The sequence below is a fragment of the Acinetobacter portensis genome (assembly GCF_010646905.1).
GTDB lineage: Bacteria > Pseudomonadota > Gammaproteobacteria > Pseudomonadales > Moraxellaceae > Acinetobacter > Acinetobacter portensis.
In genome coordinates this window covers 1,251,104-1,270,310 of record NZ_JAAARQ010000002.1, presented here as the reverse complement: position 1 = coordinate 1,270,310, position 19,207 = coordinate 1,251,104, and the positions used below count along the sequence as shown (strand labels likewise).

Below are 19,207 nucleotides of genomic sequence, written 5' to 3'. Positions count from 1 at the left end.
CACGGTATTATGGCTCTATCTTGAATTTTTAGAGCCTTACTCATGAGCCTACTTGATAACTTAACTAAAAAATTTAGTGTCGATAAAAACACAGTCACATTAAGTGTTCGTGTTACTAATGAAGAAAATGCTGTTCTTCAAGAAATTGCAGATGTAGTAGGTTGCAACCGCCAAGATGTGATTTATCAATTGATTCAGGACTATGCTATTCCTGCATGGCAACAAATGAAAATAGAGAGTGATCTAGATGCTATAGACCCTGAAGACTATTCAGGAACTTCCTATTTTTTGCTAAATACTAATAAAACAAATAGTATTATTGACCATAATATAATATTAGAAAAAGGGATTGCTGCTACATTTGAAGATGATTACATTAATAAAATGAATCGTATAAAGAAAGATGATGTAGTTTTTTTATATGAATCAGGCTCTGGTATCGTAGCTTATGGTATTGCTAATGGTCAGAATATTGATGAACAACATCCTGAAAAAATCAATCATAAATCTATGCGTTATCAAACACTTTCTGATTTTACCCTACTGAAAAAACCATTATCAGCTAGAGATATAAAAAATATATTAAGTAAAGATATTCCTTTTGCTCAAACTTTAAGTAAAGTGAAAGAGGGTTCTCTCCTTTATTCCCACATTTCTAACCTCTAAATTTTTAACTATAATTCTAATTTTTACGTTTTAAGCCTAGAGATGACTCCTAGGCTTTTTATTCCTCATTTAACCATACTGTGTGATACATGACATTTTCCCATCACCGCAAAATCATATAGCTACCCAAAGCAATTAAGCCAAAGAAGAATACTTTACGAAATTTTTGCTCAGAAATACGATAACGAATTTTTGTCCCTAACCACATTCCCACCAAAGCAGGAATCAATGCAATGGCAGACATTCCGTAATCAATAGGCATGTTTTCTACAGGGTTTTGGTGCAAAAATACTGCCAAACAAATGGTCGAAGTTGTAAATGCCAAACCAAGCGATTGAACCAAATCATCACGTTGCAAATTCAAGGTCTGCAAATACGGTACAACGGGAATCACCACCACCCCTGTCGCCACCGTTAAAGCACCGCCCAAATACCCCATAATGGGTGATAACCATGTTTCATGCTTCGACAAATTTGGCATGCTTTTCGCAAACAAACCATACACACCATAAAGCGCGAGCATGCCACCTAAAAGTGCCTCGCTATGAAAATCTGTATGACCTAAAGTTGGAAAAACACTCCAAATAGAACCCACAATAATGCCAAGCAATAACAACCAAAAACGTTTGATTAGTTGTAAAACTCTCCCCTCGGCAAAAAGTTGCCAAAAATTTGTCACCATAGAAGGAATAATCAACAAAGTTGCCGCTTGAAACGGGCTAATCACCATGGTCAACAAACCCATAGACACAGCAGGTAAACCTAAACCAATCGTGCCTTTAATCATGCCTGCGAGCGCAAATACGGTAATAACAAACCAAACCATGTGATAAATCCTTCATCAAGTTTGGCTATGCTAATGAAAAATGCATCTTTTAAAAATCAGTGTTTTATGTAGTAAGCCTCAATTAAATATTGAGGCTTACTTTTAAAAGTACAGGTATAAAAAAAGGCATGCTAAACATGCCTTTTTATGGTCGTATTTCTTTTAATTCACGACGAATGAAATGCTGAATCATTTCTCTATAAATATTTTCAATTAAATCTGGATCTACACCTTGATCAGAGGCTTTAAGTCTAACTTTTTCAATTACTTCATCTACTCGTGTCGGCTTTACATCTTCAAGTGATCGTTTAAAACGAATCGCCTGATCTACATAAAACTGACGTGTCGCCATCAGTTCAATTAATGCATCGTCAATTAAATCTATTTGACTACGTGCAGCTTCCAACGATTCCACTTTTTCTTTTTTCATTTGAACTATTCACTATCCGTATTACTTTCATTTTTATACTTCTCTTCTAACACGTTACTGAAAATACTTTCAATCATCCAAACACGATATAAGCTATTAAATACATAACTTTGTCCATCAACTCTTAACTCAAGCACAGGAAAATTTGGCTGAGATTTCATTTCACAATGGATATCGTTCTGTTTAAGCTTTCCAATAACATCCAAATCCGTTAACTTTTCTAGCTCTAACTCACGCATTAATTCATTTAAATGAGGTGTATAGGATAAGTCTTTTCCTTCCGTCCACACTGCTTTCAAAATACGATGTATTACGTCTATTTGTTGTTCTTCAGGCACGCTATAAAACAGCTTTGCCATATTCACCGTAGTGATTTCGGTTGGTCTACAAAATGGTGTAAATGCAACTTCTGTACGCTTCGACAACCGTGTTGCTAAGCCCCAGTCGAAAAGGTCTCGACCATGGTAACTAAGTGGATAAACATTCAATTGAATATTGTAATAATTGGCTAATTCTTCTTTGATATAAGCAAGTAATAACCACGAAATTGGATCTTCCAAAGCAATATATAAATCTAACTCAGGATCTAGCCCCTGAATCTCATTTAACTCTTCAGCATCACTAATTAAATGCTCTCGCCAATCAATATGATTGATCAAAAATATGGGGTTGTCTGTCAGTAAATTTTGTCTTTTTAAGCGACGAGTGAGACGTAATAAATCATCTACTGCATGATATTTACGTTCACCAAATTGAAAATAGCTTGCAAGAACTTCATCATCATTAAAAATACGTTCTTCAAAGTTTTGAACTTTATGATGACGGCTTGCCATTGCAAACAGTGTCCGTAATTTTCCATTTTGCTTTTGCCAAAGCATGTGAAAAACATCTTCGAGTAAATATAAAAAATCCTGCCCTCTTAATGGGGTATTTTTCAATATAACTTCAGCCTGTTTTAGGGCTTCTTTAGTAGGCTGTTCGGGTGTTTCATGAAAGCTAAAACGATGTTGTTTCGATAAGATTTTAGCATCATTTAAGCAATAATTTTGCCACTCTTTTGCCGACATATGATTTGGGGGTTCAGCCGTCTGGCTAGAAATCACTACTTTTAATGGTTTTAATTCTTCTCTTAAAATTTCTTCTAATTGTGGTAATTGTTGTACCGCTAAATAACTATAAACATCATCTAAGCGCAAATGAATACTTAATCCTTGATCTATAGACAACACCTCTTGGCGAATCGGTTTTTGATAAAACCAACTCGATCTGATTGGATCGAACCAACGGCGCAGCAATGACATGAGATAAGCCTCGAAGAATATAGATTGCCCAATCACACGATTAGACAATCATTTAGTTTTTTAAATAATTAAAAGAGTATAAGCCCGATGAAAAACTTATAGCAATTCAAAACAAAATGTTCAATCTTTTGATAAGCCTAATTTGTTAAAAATCAGTCAGACTTCAACCACTTTAACAGTATTTTTCTCATAAAAAAGCACCCAATAAAATGAGTGCTTTTTTAACGCTAATCTAAAATGATGAGATTATTAGATGTCACGTATCGCGCCTTTCGAAGCACTCGTCGTATGCATTGCATATGCTTTTAATGCTTTTGAAATTTTACGTGGACGATCTTCAGCAGGCTGCCAACCTTTCGCTTCTTGTGCTTCACGGCGTGCTGCCATCACTGCATCTTCTACCGCCAAATGGATGGTACGGTTTGGAATATCAATTTCGATACGGTCACCATCTTCAACTAAAGCAATTGCACCACCTTCCGCAGCTTCAGGTGATACGTGACCAATTGAAAGACCTGATGAACCACCAGAGAAACGACCATCTGTTAATAAAGCACAATCTTTACCTAAACCTTTCGATTTCAAGTAACTTGTTGGATAAAGCATTTCTTGCATACCGGGACCACCACGTGGACCTTCGTAGCGGATCACCACTACATCACCTGCAGTGATTTTACCACCTAAAATCGCTTCTACTGCAGAATCTTGGCTTTCAAAGACACGTGCTACACCGTTGAATTTCAAAATTGAATCATCCACGCCCGCAGTTTTTACAATACAGCCCTCAAGCGCGATATTACCGTAAAGTACTGCTAAACCACCATCTTTAGAAAAGGCATGTTCTGCATTACGAATCACACCATTTTCACGGTCACCATCTAAACGTGTGTAGTAACGATCTTGTGAGAATGCTGTTTGTGTTGGTACGCCACCCGGCGCTGATTTGAAGAACTGATACACGTCTTCATCTTCAGTACGGATAATGTCCCATTTGTCCAAAGCATCTTTTAAAGTTGCTTCGTGAACCGTTGGTACAGACGTATCAAGTAAGCCTGCACGATCTAATTCACCTAAGATAGACATAATGCCGCCCGCGCGGTGAATATCTTCCATATGTACATTTTTTACCGCAGGTGCAACTTTGCACAGTACTGGCACTTTACGAGATAAACGGTCGATATCGTCCATTGTAAAATCAACTTCTGCTTCGTGTGCAGCTGCCAATAAATGTAGAACTGTATTGGTTGAACCACCCATCGCGATATCTAAAGTCATGGCATTTTCATACGATGCTTTAGTGGCAACATTACGTGGTAATACACTGTAGTCATTTTGCTCATAATGACGTTTGGTAATTTCAACAATCAATTGACCAGCTTTTTCGAATAATTTTTTACGGTTTGCATGCGTTGCAAGCGTAGAACCATTACCTGGAAGTGATAAGCCCAATGCTTCAGTTAAGCAGTTCATCGAGTTGGCAGTAAACATACCTGAACATGAACCACATGTTGGACATGCAGAGCGTTCATAGGCTTTTACTTCTTCATCTGTATAGTTATCATCTGCTGCCACAATCATAGCATCAACAAGGTCAATCGCTTGTTCATTACCACGGATTTGAACTTTACCTGCTTCCATTGGACCGCCTGAAACAAATACAACAGGAATGTTCAAACGCATCGATGCCATGAGCATCCCTGGAGTAATTTTGTCACAGTTTGAAATACACACCATCGCATCTGCGCAATGTGCATTTACCATGTATTCCACAGAATCTGCAATTAAGTCACGTGAAGGCAATGAATACAACATGCCATCGTGTCCCATAGCAATACCGTCATCAACGGCAATGGTATTAAATTCTTTTGCAACACCACCAGATGCCTGAATTTGTTCAGCAACCAACTGACCTAAATCTTTTAGGTGAACATGACCCGGTACAAATTGGGTAAATGAGTTGACTACAGCAATGATTGGCTTACCGAAATCTTCATCTTTCATACCTGTTGCACGCCATAAGCCACGTGCGCCGGCCATATTTCTTCCGTGAGTTGATGTTTTTGAACGATAATCTGGCATGGTGTTTTCCAACAATGTATATGCTTGAATAAGTATTTGCCTTATTCTGACGAAATATTCGTATTAATATTCAATATATCAGCCAAAGACTGAGCTTTCATACTATAACTTGTGTTTAAAGCATGATCACTGAACTTTTCATCATCTACATGAATTTTTAGTCAATCTTTAATTCAATATATGATTCTTTTCTACTATACCGCTATATGAATAGATAAAATATAAAACTTATATGAATAATTTTTCAATTTTGCATAAATAAAAGCTATAAAAAGGAGCTCCTAAGAACTCCTTTTTATCGCTTGCTTATTGCTTATTTAAAAATATACCAATACATTGTTTTGCATCTGGATCTAAACAAATTTCTGCAGACTTTTTAGTGATCCATTTTAAGGAAAATGCAGATTTTTGATTTGAATAATTCATTTTATCTCCTCCGCATCCCAATAAACCGTTATCATTTTTTACAACTAGTGAAAGAATATCTAGCTTTAAGTTATCTTGAGAACGTATAACTGCAAATTCTCCATGTAGCTTTTTTTGATTCCCTTCATAGGTAAATGTACCAGGTTTTTTAAACTCATAACTTTCTATACATGATGCTTTTTGATTTAAAATACTCCATTTCCCCCAGAACTCCTTATCTAAGTTTATGGTGTTTTTTTCCATAGCGTATACAGGTGATATGCTTAATAAACCAGCTAATACTAGTGTAATTTTTCTAATCATTAGAATTTCCTTGCTTAAACATATAAGAAAAAATTGCGGTTAAGCAACAACTAACAACCTTTTCCTTTCCAATAATATTTTTCGACTTTTTGATTTTTATCAAAATTAATTCTTAACTGACAACGTTTATACTCATTCTTTTCGATAGCCTTAATATCTAAAACATAGTTCCATTGTTTCACGTTAAAAATACCAACATTAAAATGTGGGTTACCTAAAATTGCTCGAATTTGATCTTTAGTCAAACCACTATCTAACTGCTTAATCTGTGTAATATCGTAGCGACTAATTTGTTTCAAATAACTATCTTTAACATCGGGGAATTCAACTGTATCTGATGCAACTTCCTGAGTATCCAATACCTCTTTTGCATTTACTGTACCTTGAAAAACAAATCCAAGTATTAATAACCCTAATAATTTTTTAATCATTTTACTTATCTCAATATATTCTTATTTAACCATTACTAATATTTATTAAAAAAAGGGAAACGAGTTTCCCTTTTTTATATCACTTCATAAATTAATCAATTACACCACTAATACCGATACGTACACTTGGATCACCTTGTGAAGCTGCTGCTACACCGCCTGTAATAGACCAACGTCCGCTATCTGCTGTTTTACGCAAGGTAACACCAACTGCATTTTCTCCACCATGATATGCAGCACCAACAGAGTAAGTATATTTACCAGCAATAAATGGGGCTGATTCTAAAGCCATAGCTGCAGCTATGCCTGCATTTGCTTTTTTCTCAACACTATCAATACGTTCATTTGTTGAATAAAAAGCTTGATTTAATTCGCCACGTAAATCATCTACTTTCCCGTCCAATGCTGAAATTGCACTTCCAACATCATTATGGCTACCATAACCAGCTATTTCGTATACAGGTGCATTAAAGCTCTTTGTAATGTTGTCATAACCAGCACCACCACCTAGATATTTTGCAACTTCATCAACTTGGCCAACATTTGCTGCATCATTTGGAGTTACGCCTTTTGCTACATTTGAAATAACTTTATTGCCAGCATTAATACCAGTGTCCTTATTAATGACTACATCACCAACAGTAACATTATCAGATGTAATATTCTTAATAGTTCCTTTATCAGCAATAACATCTTTTGCTGTAACTGTATCAGCGGCAACATCTTTTGCTGTAACTTTATCGACACTAATGTCTTTTGCTAATGCAATCGAAATTGTACCTCCACTTACAGTTGTAGAAATGTTGCTATCTGCTCCTTTTATTTCAACTGTAGTACCAAGTTTTGATGTATTTGACCCTGAGTTTCCTGTAAAAGTTAGACCTTTATTTGTTAAATCATTCGTCACATTTGTTACGGCAGTATTCAAATCACCTGCATTTACTGCATTCTTTTCATTAGCAGCTACAGTATAGTCTCCTGCGCTTGCAACATTAGAAAGTTGAGTTCCATTAGCACCACCAGCTAAAACAACTTTGTCCTTATTTACAATTCCATTTGGATCCTTTTCATACTGTACAGCACTATCAGATAGCTTAGTCACTCGATCACTAACACCATCAATAGCCGTTTTATTCGCTGCAATATCCGTCGTATTCTTATCAGCCGTAGTTTTTACTGCTGCAATATCCGTCGTGTTCTTATCAGCTGTAGTTTTTACCGCTGCAATATCCGTCGTATTCTTCGCAATATCTGTCGTATTTTTCGCTACTTGTACCTTCGTAACCGCTACATCAGTCTTGATATCAGAAATATCACTCGCATTTTTAGCAATATCTGTCGTGTTCTTGGCTATAGCAGTAGTATTCGAATCAGTTTGCGCTTTAGTTACCGCAATATCCGTTGTGTTCTTATCAGCTGTAGTTTTTACTGCTGTAATATCCGTCGTGTTCTTCGCAATATCTGTCGTATTTTTATCAGCTGTAGTTTTTACCGCTGCGATATCCGTCGTGTTCTTGTCAGCTTTGGCATCAACAGTTTTTAACTGCGCTAAGTTAACAGCATCTGTATTTGCAACACCAGTTGCAACATTCGAAATGACTTTGCTTCCAGCATTTATACCAGCAACTGTTACACTCGGCCCACCACTAATAGTTAAACCACTATTATTTAGAGTAGCATTCCCAATAATCACTGAACCATTAGCTGTTAAATTCAGGTCTTTTGCCAATGCAATTTTTAAACCGTCAGTTCCTGCTTCTGTTGTAATGTTGCTATTTGTACCAACAATACTCAATGTTTCATCTAATTTTTTAGTTGTTGTTCCTGTTGTACCTGTAAAGGTGATTCCTTTGTTTCCAAGGGCAGCAATGTCCGTCGTGTTCTTATCAGCTGTAGTTTTTACCGCTGTAATATCCGTCGTGTTCTTCGCAATATCTGTCGTGTTCTTATCAGCTGTAGTTTTTACCGCTGTAATATCCGTCGTGTTCTTCGCAATATCTGTCGTATTTTTATCAGCTGTAGTTTTTACCGCTGTAATATCCGTCGTGTTCTTCGCAATATCTGTCGTATTTTTATCAGCTGTAGTTTTTACCGCTGCAATATCCGTCGTGTTCTTATCAGCTTTGGCATCAACAGTTTTTAACTGCGCTAAGTTAACAGCATCTGTATTTGCAACACCAGTTGCAACATTCGAAATGACTTTGCTTCCAGCATTTATACCAGCAACTGTTACACTCGGCCCACCACTAATAGTTAAACCACTATTATTTAGAGTAGCATTCCCAATAATCACTGAACCATTAGCTGTTAAATTCAGGTCTTTTGCCAATGCAATTTTTAAACCGTCAGTTCCTGCTTCTGTTGTAATGTTGCTATTTGTACCAACAATACTCAATGTTTCATCTAATTTTTTAGTTGTTGTTCCTGTTGTACCTGTAAAGGTGATTCCTTTGTTTACAAGTGCCCCACCAGTAGAACCTGCTTCAATTTTATCTTTAAGCTCTTTGGTTAAATCGACTGTATATTCTGTATTTAATGTACTAGAGTCATATACTGAATTAACAGCAATACCAGAATCGGTTGCGGCTTTTACAGAAGAACCCTTAGAGTTTAGCGTATAAGTCATCTGACCATCCGTTGTTAAAACTCCAGAAACAGTAACATTACCTCCTATTGTTGGCTTAACAGCTGTTTGTAAATCTAAAACTTGTCCAAGATTTACACCATCCGTCGCAATCGTACCTGCAGCAACATTCGTAATTTTCTTGCTACTCATATTTAAACTGCTAGCTGTTAGGCTTGGGCCATTTGTAATAACCAAACCACTATTACTTAATGCAGTACCATTCGCAAATGTTATACCTGAATTATTTACAGTTGTACCTGTTGTACCAAACTTCAATGATCCCGCTGTTGTTAGGTCTACATTGTCGGCAAGCTTAATTTTCAAACCATCGGTAGTATTAGCTTCTGTTGTAATATTGCTATTTGCACCAACAATATTCAATGTTTCATCTAATTTTTTAGTTGTTGTGCCCGTTGTACCAGCAAATGTAATACTTTTACCTAAAACTGCCTTAAATGCATCATCGACTGTATTTGCACCTGTAATTCCACCAATATTGGTCGCAGTCATAATACCTGTATTTGCATCTACAACAGCACTTGTTCCAATCACACTTGCAACATTCGTTTGAGCTGCTGTTAACTGTTTTACATTTACAGCATCATTAGCATCTGCACCATCTGCTATATTCTGTAGACGACGTTTTATTGTATCGCTACCAAATGAAACAACTGGATCTGTTGCTGTCACATCACTATTCGTTAGTGCAGATTTCGTTGCTGTTGCTTGCAATGTTTTAGATGATGCTCCAATAGCTACACTATTTTCCAAATCAGAAATAGTGTTTGCACCTAATGCAATCGCACCAATACCTGATGCATTTGCAGAGCGACCCGTAGCAATAGCATCATCTGCAACCGCTACTGATAAAACACCCTGTGCGATTGAACTTACACCTGTTGCACTTGCAGAGCGACCCAATGCTACTGCATCCTTTACTGTTCTAGCACTTCGACCTATCGATATAGCACCAGAATCACTTGCATTCGCACCAAAACCTATAGCTACTGCAGAAGTTCCTAATGCTCTTGCACTATAACCTAATGCGACTGTGTTCGTAGCAGCTGCATTTGAGTTTGTTCCCAAAGCAGTAGCATAGTCTGCTATTGCTGAAGCATTATTACCAACAGCTGTGGTCCAGGTATTAGTACTCTTTGATGCATTACCTACAGCAACAGATGAAGCTCCAGATGCATTAGCTGATGTGCCTAGAGCTACAGCATTACTAAAACTCGCAGTAGAACCTGATCCTATTGCGATTGTATTCGTTGCAGAAGCCGTTGCAAAAGCACCATGTGCAATTGAACTCAAGCCACTTGCTGTTGATCCTGAACCTATTGCAAGTGCATTTTCAACACTTGCTCCTGCTTGTACACCAATAGCAATTGATGTTTTTCCTGATGCTGAAGATATACGACCAATTGCTAAAGCATCATCTGTACTTGCCGCAGCCAATGAACCTAAAGCCAATGAGCTAAGCCCTGTTGCATTTGCTCCAGAACCAAGTGCTGATGCACTATATCCATTTGCGACAGCACTACGACCTATTGCTACAGAGTTTTCACCCGCAGCATTTGCTCCAGTTCCCTGCTCAACGGCATTTACACCAGCTGCACAAACCTCATTCATAGAGACTACAGCACCAACAACAAGGCCAAGTTTCACTATAGACTTTGACGATTTTTTACATCCTTTTGCTAACTCGGATACAGCAACCCAAGCTCCAAGTGCTGAGTTCCACACTAATTTGTATACTTTATTCATATTTATTTATCTCTTTTTGTATTTTTAAAAACATTAATTGTTTTGATTTTTGCAATTATTCACAAAACAATATACACAATCAATACATTTATGATAATTGGATCACATTTTTATTATTGCATTATTGTAATTTCATGTTGCTTATCAAGTGATTGATGTAGCAATTAAATTCACTTAAATAATTATATTTACTTATTTTTTTATTTTTTTATTTTTTTATTTTTTTATTTTTTTATTTTTTTATTTTTTTATTTTTTTATTTTTAAAACACGGTATTACAGTGTGTTTTTTTGTAAAAATACAACTTACAAAAATCTCTAAAATGCTTTATTTTTTTTGTAACTGTGCTCCATAATTTTGGTGAAAACTTATAGCTAGGCTTCTCTTAAATAAATCAATTTCTGTATGAGCTTGTAATAAAATCACTTCCGCTAAAAATTAGACTGCACATTTCCTCCTTTGATTATTAGAGTTATTTTTCGCATATAATTATCATCAATTAAAATTTGAGATTAATCCGTGAAAATCATTTTTGCAGGAACACCTGAATTTGCAGCTTTTGCTTTGACGGCCTTAATAAATACAAATCACGAGATTGTTGCTGTATATACACAACCAGATCGAAAAGCTGGTCGTGGACAAAAATTGACAGCATCTGCCGTTAAACAACTTGCCTTAGAACACAATATTGCTGTGTATCAACCCCTTCATTTCAAGTCTTCAACTGAAGAAGGCTTAGCAGCTCAAGCAGAACTAAAAGCATTAAATGCTGATGTTATGGTGGTTGCGGCTTATGGTTTAATTTTGCCTCAAGTGGTATTAGATACGCCTAAATATGGCTGTTTGAATATTCATGGCTCATTGTTACCGCGTTGGCGTGGTGCTGCACCTATTCAACGTGCAATTGCAACGGGTGATTCTAAAACTGGCGTGACCATTATGAAAATGGCAGCAGGTTTAGACACTGGTGATATGATGTTTAAAACAGTGTGTCCAATCGAAGCAACTGATACATCTGCAAGTTTGCATGACAAATTAGCAGAGCAAGGTGCGCAAGCAATTATGGAAGTTTTAGAATCTGAAGAAAAATTACAACATTATTTAGCAACACGCGAAATTCAAGATGAAGCTTTAACGGTTTATGCACATAAGCTTTCAAAAGCAGAAGCACAAATAGATTGGGCGATTGACGCGAAGCAAATAGATTTAAATATTCGTGCTTTCAACCCATGGCCTGTCGCATTTATTGTTCTAGATGAACAAAATAACTTACGTGTTTGGCATTCACAGGTCTCTACTAGTACAACTAAAAATGCTAAAATAGGCGAAATTATTGCCATAGATAAGCACGGTGTACACATTGCCTGTGCAAATAATAGCGTAATTATTCTGACATCTCTCCAATGGCCAGGGGGTAAACCTCTAAATGCCGTGCAAATTATGCAAACCCAAAAATTGAATATTGGACAAATTTTATAATGAAGCAATCTCCCCACGCCTCAGGTAAAAACCTCAACTTACGTGCTCAGGTTGTTAAAACTTTATTGGCTGTCCAAAATGGTCAATCACTGCAGTCTGTATTGGCTCAACACATCAATATTGTGTCGGATAAAGACCGTGCGCTATATCATGAATTAGTGCTTGGATGCTTACGTCAATGGCATTCGCTTAAACAGTTAACATTACCATTGTTATCTAAACCTTTAGAAAATCAAGTAGTTGAAACTTGTCTTTATCTTGGTTTATATCAATTATTATGTACTCGTGTTGCAGCGCATGCAGCAATTTCAGAAACTGTTGAAGCAGCCAAACAACTTGGTATGGAAAGTTTAAGTGGCGTGGTGAATGCGATTTTACGTCGTGCTACACGTGAAACTGAACAATTTTATGATGTTCTAGAACAAGCACCGGGTTTACCAAGTTGGTTATCTAAGCGCTTGAAAAAAGACTGGCCAGAACAACTTGCTGAAATCAGCTATGAGTTAAAACAAGTTGCACCACTTACTTTGCGTGTAAATACACGCCAAGTTGGTCGTGATGAATACCTTGATATTTTAGAAGATGAAGGTATTGATGCCCATCGTTGTGAAATTTCAGATGTTGGTATCGTCATGGACGAAAGCTTACACATTCCAAGCCTACCAGGTTTTGAGGTGGGTGGTTTCTCTGTTCAAGATGAACATGCTCAATTATGTGCAACATTATTGCCAAACTTAGATGGTAAGTTTGTAATAGATGCTTGTGCAGCACCAGGCGGTAAAACGGCACATATTTTAGAAAGCTTTGATCCTAAAAAATTAATTGCACTTGACCAAGACGAAAAGCGTTTAAAACGTGTTTCTGAAAACTTAGAGCGTTTGCTTCTAGATGGTAAGCACGTCGAAATTATTACTGCAGATGCTGTAACTTGGACAGCTCCTGAACAAGCAGATTGTATTGTTTTGGATGCACCTTGCTCGGCAGTTGGTGTTATTCGTCGCCATCCTGATATTCGTTTACTTCGCCAATCTACAGATATTGCAAAAACTGTAGAATTACAGAAGAGAATTCTTGAAAATATGTGGCAACAACTGAAAGTTGGTGGCACTTTGCTTTACATTACTTGCTCAATTTTAAAAGCTGAAAATGAAAATCAAATGATTGAATTTTTCAACAATCATGCAGATGCTCAAGAAATTAAAATTGAGGCAGATTGGGGCATTGAGCAAATTCACGGACGTCAGCTTTTACCACAAGTTGGTCGTGGTGATGGTTTCTATTACTGCCGTATTCAAAAAGTTTAATTTAAGTTTCATCTAAGTTAAGCCATAAAAAAGGAACCTCGAAGGTTCCTTTTTTTTATTTATTTGTCATTTAATTTAGACAATTATTCTTCATCAGGATGTTTAATCAAGTGCACTGTTGCCCAAATTAAACCACCCCACAGTAAAACTGTTGAAATGACCAACATGATGATTGCTGATGTATTCATCTTAGTTCTCCTCAGAATCGTGATCTTTTAAGCAACTAAATGCAATTGCACCAATAATAAAGACTGCGAGTACCGCACCTGCAACTGGCCATAAAACTTCTGGTGCATAACCGCCATAACCTTCGGTCACAACAGCCTTAAGGGTTAAACCCAAAGCCACTAGTAATGAAAGTGGCGTAACCACTGTTAATAAGAAGTCCCAACCTTTGCCCAATTTAATGCTTGAGTATTGGTTGATATGATCTTTCAACTGAGCCAATAAAGGACGACGGAACCAAGATACCAACACAATAGAAAGTAAACCACCCAATACAATACCAATATTATTGGCAAAGTAATCAATAATATCTACGAAAGTAATTGCGCTGTTTGTAGAGAAAATAAGTGTCGAAACAATTGCAGAACCGCCACCTACAATTGTTACCGCTTTCTTACGTGACCAACCCAATTTATCTTGGAATGATGCAATTGGTACTTCCAAAATACTCACCATAGAGGTAATACCCGCTACAGCAAGTGAAGAGAAGAATAAGAAGCCAAACAAATCACCGCCTGCACCTAAACTTGAAATAATTTTAGGGAAAGCAATAAATGCTAAACCAATACCGCCAGATACCACTTCATTTACAGGAACGCCTGCACTGTGTGCCATGAAACCTAAGGCAGCAAAAATACCAATACCTGCAAGAATTTCAAACGATGAATTTGCTAATGCAACCACAACACCAGAACCCGTTAAGTTGGTTTTTACTTTTAAGTAAGATGCATAAGTCAGCATAATCCCGAAGCCAATAGACAACGAAAAGAAGATATGACCAAATGCGGCTAGCCATACTTTATAGTTAGCCATTGCTTCCCAGTTTGGTGTGAAGAATGCATTTAAGCCTTCGGTTGCACCTGGTAAGCGAACAGCCTGAATTACCATAATTGTAAATAAAACAACCAGTAATGGAATAAAGATTTTATTTGAAAGCTCTACACCTTTCTTCACGCCGCCATACAGAATGAACATGGTAATCGCCCAAACTATCACTAATCCAAAGAATAGTGTTGGTACGAAACCAAATTCTAAGCCACTACCATTTTGTAAGTAGGTATTAAAGAAGAAGCCTTGTGTATCTTCACCCCATTTTTGACCAATGGAGTAGAAAATATAACTACCTGCCCAAGACAGTACACTTGCGTAGTAAATACCAATGATGAGCGTGACCATCACTTGCCACCAACCTAAAGCCTCACTATTCATTAGCTTTTTATAAGCAGTTGGTGGAGCTTTTCTGAATTTATGCCCGACTGCATAATCTAGAAACAATAATGGTAAACCTGCTGCAAAAATTGCAACTAAATATGGAATTAAGAATGCACCGCCACCATTTTCATAAGCAACGTATGGGAAACGCCAAATATTACCAAGTCCAACAGCTGAACCGATAGCGGCAATAATGAAGCCTGATCGCGCAGACCAATTTTCACGAGAATTTGTCATAAAACACCTAAATGTTGGGTACTTCATTGCTGCTTGTTATTAGGATATATACGCAAGCAAGAAAGCTGCCAATTAAATTTTTTTGTCCGATTTAGTTTTACGCCTTTTGAGCATGTTGTTCTAAATAGCAAACAAAACACTATTGAAAATGTCTTGCTTAAAGTCCATTTTTTAATATGTGTCTTATATGAAATCCACAATAACGAGTTTTTACTTATTTTTGTGTATTTTTTGCAATTTTTTTAGTTTTTATAATCAATTCTTTAATAATAGATTAAAAATTATTCGCATTTTGAAAAAACTTTAAAAATTATAAAGTAATTTTATGATAAACCATAGTTTTTGTTATTTTTCACTTAAAGCGATAATGACCTATAATTTTATAATCATACAAAATATTTGTTTCCTGAGTCCCTAAACCAATGTTATGAATGATGAGTGGTGTATCACGAAAAAGTGCTCTTTTATTAGAAACAATACCAATATGAACTAAACCTTTTCCTAAGTCCCAAGCCACAATATCCCCAGCCATATACTTTTGATCTTTCACTTCAAGACCTTTTCTTTTTAGATAAGTTTGAATATTAGGAACGCGTCTGTGATCAATATTCTTATCAGGCGATTTCAAACCCCACTTTTGAGGATAAATTTTAAAATTCTTCTTCATATCTTCATGAATTTCTTTTTGTAAATCTACATCTTGCTTGCGTAAAGCACGAATCACCACATCTGTGCAAACACCTTTATATAAAGGAACATCGCCCATTGGATATTTAAGTTTGGTATATGCAGGATCATATAATAACGTTTTTCCTATTTGGCTTTTGGCATCTTTCACCAATTTTTCATTCGAAAAAGCCCAACTACTAATAGAAACTAAAATTGAAACTGTAAAAACTAAAATTTTATTCATTTGAATTGTCATTATTATTTCTCAATATCTGCAACTATATTTTTCATAGTTGCAGACTTAAATCCTGTAATTTAAAGATTAAAGTTTAATGGCTAATACGCGCTCTTCTTGCATATCTCGAATTGCAGATTGAATGCCTTCACGCCCTAAACCTGAATCTTTCACACCGCCATAAGGCATGCTATCTACACGAAAAGATGGAATATCATTAATAATAACGCCACCGACATGTAGGTTATTCCATGCATACATCATCTTATTCAAGTTTTGCGTATAAACGCCCGCCTGTAAACCAAAACGACTCGAGTTGATTTTATCTATACCTTGTTCAAACGATTTATATTTTTCAATAATTGCAACAGGGCCAAAAACTTCGTCTTTGTATACTTCAAGTGATTCATCTACTTTTTCAAGCAGTGTTGGCTCGAACATCACACCGTTAACATCACCACCAGACAATAATTTGGCACCTTTTTTTACCGCTTTATCGACCCATTTTTTTAAACGGTTTGCCTCTGCATCCTTAATCATCGGGCCTACCATCGTTGTTTCTAAAGATGGATCTGCTGCTTTCACTTTTTTCAATTTCGTAATGAGCTTTTTCTTCACTTCTGCATAAATATCGGCATGAATCAAAATACGTTGAACGCTAATACATACCTGCCCTGCGTGGTTATAAGCACCGCCAATTAAACGATCTATAAAGACATCGGTAATTTCAGTATCGGGTTCTATCAATACAGCTGCATTTCCGCCAAGTTCCAAAGTCACTTTTTTTCGACCTGCACGGGCTTTCATATCCCAACCGACAACATCTGAACCTGTAAAACTGAGCAATTTAAAACGATCATCTGTGACTAAAACATCTGCATGTTCACGAGGGCATGGTAAAACTGAAAATGCACCTTTTGGCAAATCTGTTTCTGCTAAAACTTCGGCGATTTTAATTGCAGAAATAGGCGTTAAACTTGCAGGTTTAAGTACAAAAGGACAGCCTGCTGCAATTGCAGGTGCAATTTTATGAGCCGTTAAATTCAATGGAAAATTAAAAGGACTAATTAACGATACTGCTCCAATTGGTACTTGTTTAATAAAACCTTGATAGCCTGAAGATGCTGCTGTTACAGCCAAAGGAATCAGTTTCCCTTCATCTAATTGCGTAACTGCATCTGCTGCAATTTGGAATGTATTAATTAAACGCTCGACTTCTGCCGCAGCTGCTTTACGTGGTTTTCCACCTTCTGCAATTAAAATTTCGGTCAGTTCATCACGCATTTCATTAAATCGTTTTACGCAATGTAATAAAATTTTTTGCTTTTGAAATGGCTCAAGTTTTGCCATTTCTTTTTCTGCTTTTACCGCAGATTGAATCGCTTTTTCTAATGTTTTTTCATCTGCCAATGCCACACGTGCAAATGTAGTTTGCTTATATTTATCTTCTACATCTAACCATTGTTCGGTTTTGTAAGCCTTACCTGCAACATAAAGTGGATAATCTTTAACGTGTTGATTGCTTTCGGTCATTACAACATCCTCTTTCTATAAAGCATTTATATTTACTTGCCTTATATAATGCGCTTAGTTGGCTCAAGCTTCATTCTTTTTAAGTAACAATTTGATGTTTCAAACATGTACGCTATTTCGTACATTTATTGAGGATAATGTCGAATATTCATTACTTTTAATTTTGTATATGTTTAAACCATACAGAGACAGGTAGGTCTCAATATAAGAAAGAATAAAAAGAAGAAGATAATAGGCAGCAGGATGCTAGGTACAACAGGAGTTTTACCTTTAATTGAATACAAAGAAACCCCGTCAGGATGATGGGGTTTTCTTTTTTTGTTTATATTTATATACATTTCTGATTAATCTAAATATATAAATAAATGACTAATCTTTAATATAGTTTTGGTCAAATTCCTTCAGAATATTTGAATTATAAAATGTCTTTTTACTACTATTAGGATTCGATGGATCTAAAAGCCGTTGATACGCATATTTTTTATCGGACTCTAATTTTTTTCTTAATTCATGATATTTATTATTAACTTTAAAATCCGAATACCTTTTTGTACATCTTGTCGTAAGTACATCATAATTCCAAGGATACTTATCACTAATATCTTCTTCAGAAAGCTGTACAAGTGTTGCTTTAGGATCATTTGTAATTGTTACAGGTAAACCAGATGTACTTTTAACTTTTTGAAATTTTAAATCTATTCTAAGCGTTAAGTTATATTCACCAAAATCTTTATCATCATATTTTTCTTCAGTTTTTTTAATGTAGTTAAGAACATTTTTTTCATTATTATTTAATATCAAACCATTAGCATTTTGAAAGTCTCTAAAAAAAGAAATAGGCATCAAATAAAAATTATATTTTGCTAAAACATTTCCAAACCATTCATTCACTAAATGAAAGTAATTCTGTAGTGCAGCCGTTCCTAGTTCTTGAATCTTAACTGCAATAGTTATGTCATCATTTATGAAATGAATCGAATTATCTCTTATTTCAGTTAAAGCTAGTAAATTATCATGTACTACCTTATTAATTTTCAGTCCAAAGTCGGCAGTAATAATTTTATAAGCTTCAAATAAATTAATGGACATCGGATTACCAGACCTATTCTTTTTAATACTAGCAGTCCCCGATCTAACACCTTTTTTTAAAGTTTTAAACTCCATTTTATATATAGATTTCAATTTATTACTAGATAGATGAAGAACCTGAGCTTTAAGTAATAATTCCCATGAATTAATACACAATACTGAAAAAGTTTCCTCTCTATATTTAAAATCTGGTTTATTGTAAATTTCTATAGCCGATAACATTGCAGCAATAGATTTTTCCAACATCATTCTTGATCGAGATTTCATAGCTTATTAATTTGTTTAATTTTTCAATTATATAAACTTTCTTTAATTTAAATAGCTTTATACGACTAAATGATAATTTTTAATTTTATATACATAAAAAAACAC

Annotated in this window: 14 protein-coding genes and 2 pseudogenes; 3 read left to right on the top strand and 13 right to left on the bottom strand. The window is 35.8% G+C overall.

All coding sequences use genetic code 11. From position 1 onward, the window contains the following. Positions 1 to 42 precede the first annotated feature (42 nt). Positions 43 to 666 (top strand): hypothetical protein, encoded by a 624-nt coding sequence (locus tag GTK57_RS06025; RefSeq protein WP_163121914.1) that lies wholly within the window; start codon positions 43 to 45, stop codon positions 664 to 666. A gap of 103 nt (positions 667 to 769) precedes the next feature. Here GTK57_RS06025 and GTK57_RS06020 read toward each other — a convergent pair whose 3' ends face one another. From GTK57_RS06020 to GTK57_RS05990, 8 genes and pseudogenes are all read right to left on the bottom strand, one after another. Beyond that, positions 770 to 1,492, bottom strand: a complete 723-nt coding sequence (locus GTK57_RS06020) for a sulfite exporter TauE/SafE family protein (RefSeq protein ID WP_163121912.1) — start codon at positions 1,490 to 1,492, stop codon at positions 770 to 772. A 145-nt stretch (positions 1,493 to 1,637) separates the two neighbouring features. Beyond that, positions 1,638 to 1,922: a chorismate mutase gene (locus tag GTK57_RS06015; RefSeq protein ID WP_152873770.1), complete on the bottom strand. Its 285-nt coding sequence runs from the start codon at positions 1,920 to 1,922 to the stop codon at positions 1,638 to 1,640. 5 nt (positions 1,923 to 1,927) lie between these two features. Next, the gene (locus tag GTK57_RS06010) at positions 1,928 to 3,223 is read right to left on the bottom strand and encodes a hypothetical protein (RefSeq protein ID WP_163121910.1); all 1,296 of its coding nucleotides are present in this window, start codon (positions 3,221 to 3,223) and stop codon (positions 1,928 to 1,930) included. 249 nt (positions 3,224 to 3,472) lie between these two features. After that, positions 3,473 to 5,302 carry a dihydroxy-acid dehydratase gene (gene ilvD / locus GTK57_RS06005; protein WP_152873772.1) on the bottom strand — a complete coding sequence of 610 codons (1,830 nt, stop codon included), beginning with the start codon at positions 5,300 to 5,302 and terminating at the stop codon, positions 3,473 to 3,475. Between the two features lie 306 nt (positions 5,303 to 5,608). Continuing rightward, positions 5,609 to 6,031 carry a hypothetical protein gene (locus tag GTK57_RS06000; protein ID WP_152873773.1) on the bottom strand — a complete coding sequence of 141 codons (423 nt, stop codon included), beginning with the start codon at positions 6,029 to 6,031 and terminating at the stop codon, positions 5,609 to 5,611. A gap of 50 nt (positions 6,032 to 6,081) precedes the next feature. Continuing rightward, on the bottom strand, positions 6,082 to 6,462 hold the full coding sequence (locus tag GTK57_RS05995) for an outer membrane protein assembly factor BamE (RefSeq protein ID WP_163121908.1): 381 nt from the start codon (positions 6,460 to 6,462) through the stop codon (positions 6,082 to 6,084). Between the two features lie 91 nt (positions 6,463 to 6,553). Then, positions 6,554 to 7,060, bottom strand: a pseudogene (locus tag GTK57_RS14840) (YadA-like family protein); the annotation flags it as partial. An 891-nt stretch (positions 7,061 to 7,951) separates the two neighbouring features. Next, positions 7,952 to 10,852: pseudogene (locus GTK57_RS05990) on the bottom strand (ESPR-type extended signal peptide-containing protein); the annotation flags it as partial. 519 nt (positions 10,853 to 11,371) lie between these two features. Here GTK57_RS05990 and fmt point away from each other — a divergent pair. After that, complete coding sequence (fmt, locus tag GTK57_RS05985) at positions 11,372 to 12,331, top strand: methionyl-tRNA formyltransferase (protein WP_163121904.1); 960 nt, start codon at positions 11,372 to 11,374, stop codon at positions 12,329 to 12,331. After that, positions 12,331 to 13,635, top strand: a complete 1,305-nt coding sequence (rsmB, locus tag GTK57_RS05980) for a 16S rRNA (cytosine(967)-C(5))-methyltransferase RsmB (protein WP_163121902.1) — start codon at positions 12,331 to 12,333, stop codon at positions 13,633 to 13,635. The genes fmt and rsmB overlap by 1 nt, the downstream gene beginning before the upstream one ends. Positions 13,636 to 13,718: 83 nt before the next feature. Here the strand turns inward: rsmB and GTK57_RS05975 are convergent, their stop codons facing one another. From GTK57_RS05975 to GTK57_RS05955, 5 genes are all read right to left on the bottom strand, one after another. Further along, positions 13,719 to 13,823 (bottom strand): methionine/alanine import family NSS transporter small subunit, encoded by a 105-nt coding sequence (locus GTK57_RS05975; RefSeq protein WP_152873779.1) that lies wholly within the window; start codon positions 13,821 to 13,823, stop codon positions 13,719 to 13,721. A 1-nt stretch (position 13,824) separates the two neighbouring features. Beyond that, positions 13,825 to 15,309: a sodium-dependent transporter gene (locus tag GTK57_RS05970; RefSeq protein WP_152873780.1), complete on the bottom strand. Its 1,485-nt coding sequence runs from the start codon at positions 15,307 to 15,309 to the stop codon at positions 13,825 to 13,827. A 352-nt stretch (positions 15,310 to 15,661) separates the two neighbouring features. Beyond that, on the bottom strand, positions 15,662 to 16,222 hold the full coding sequence (locus GTK57_RS05965; RefSeq protein WP_228720289.1) for a DUF1287 domain-containing protein: 561 nt from the start codon (positions 16,220 to 16,222) through the stop codon (positions 15,662 to 15,664). 78 nt (positions 16,223 to 16,300) lie between these two features. Beyond that, complete coding sequence (locus GTK57_RS05960; protein WP_163121898.1) at positions 16,301 to 17,746, bottom strand: aldehyde dehydrogenase family protein; 1,446 nt, start codon at positions 17,744 to 17,746, stop codon at positions 16,301 to 16,303. A gap of 369 nt (positions 17,747 to 18,115) precedes the next feature. Beyond that, complete coding sequence (locus GTK57_RS05955; protein WP_199287349.1) at positions 18,116 to 19,081, bottom strand: DUF3644 domain-containing protein; 966 nt, start codon at positions 19,079 to 19,081, stop codon at positions 18,116 to 18,118. Positions 19,082 to 19,207: the final 126 nt, after the last annotated feature.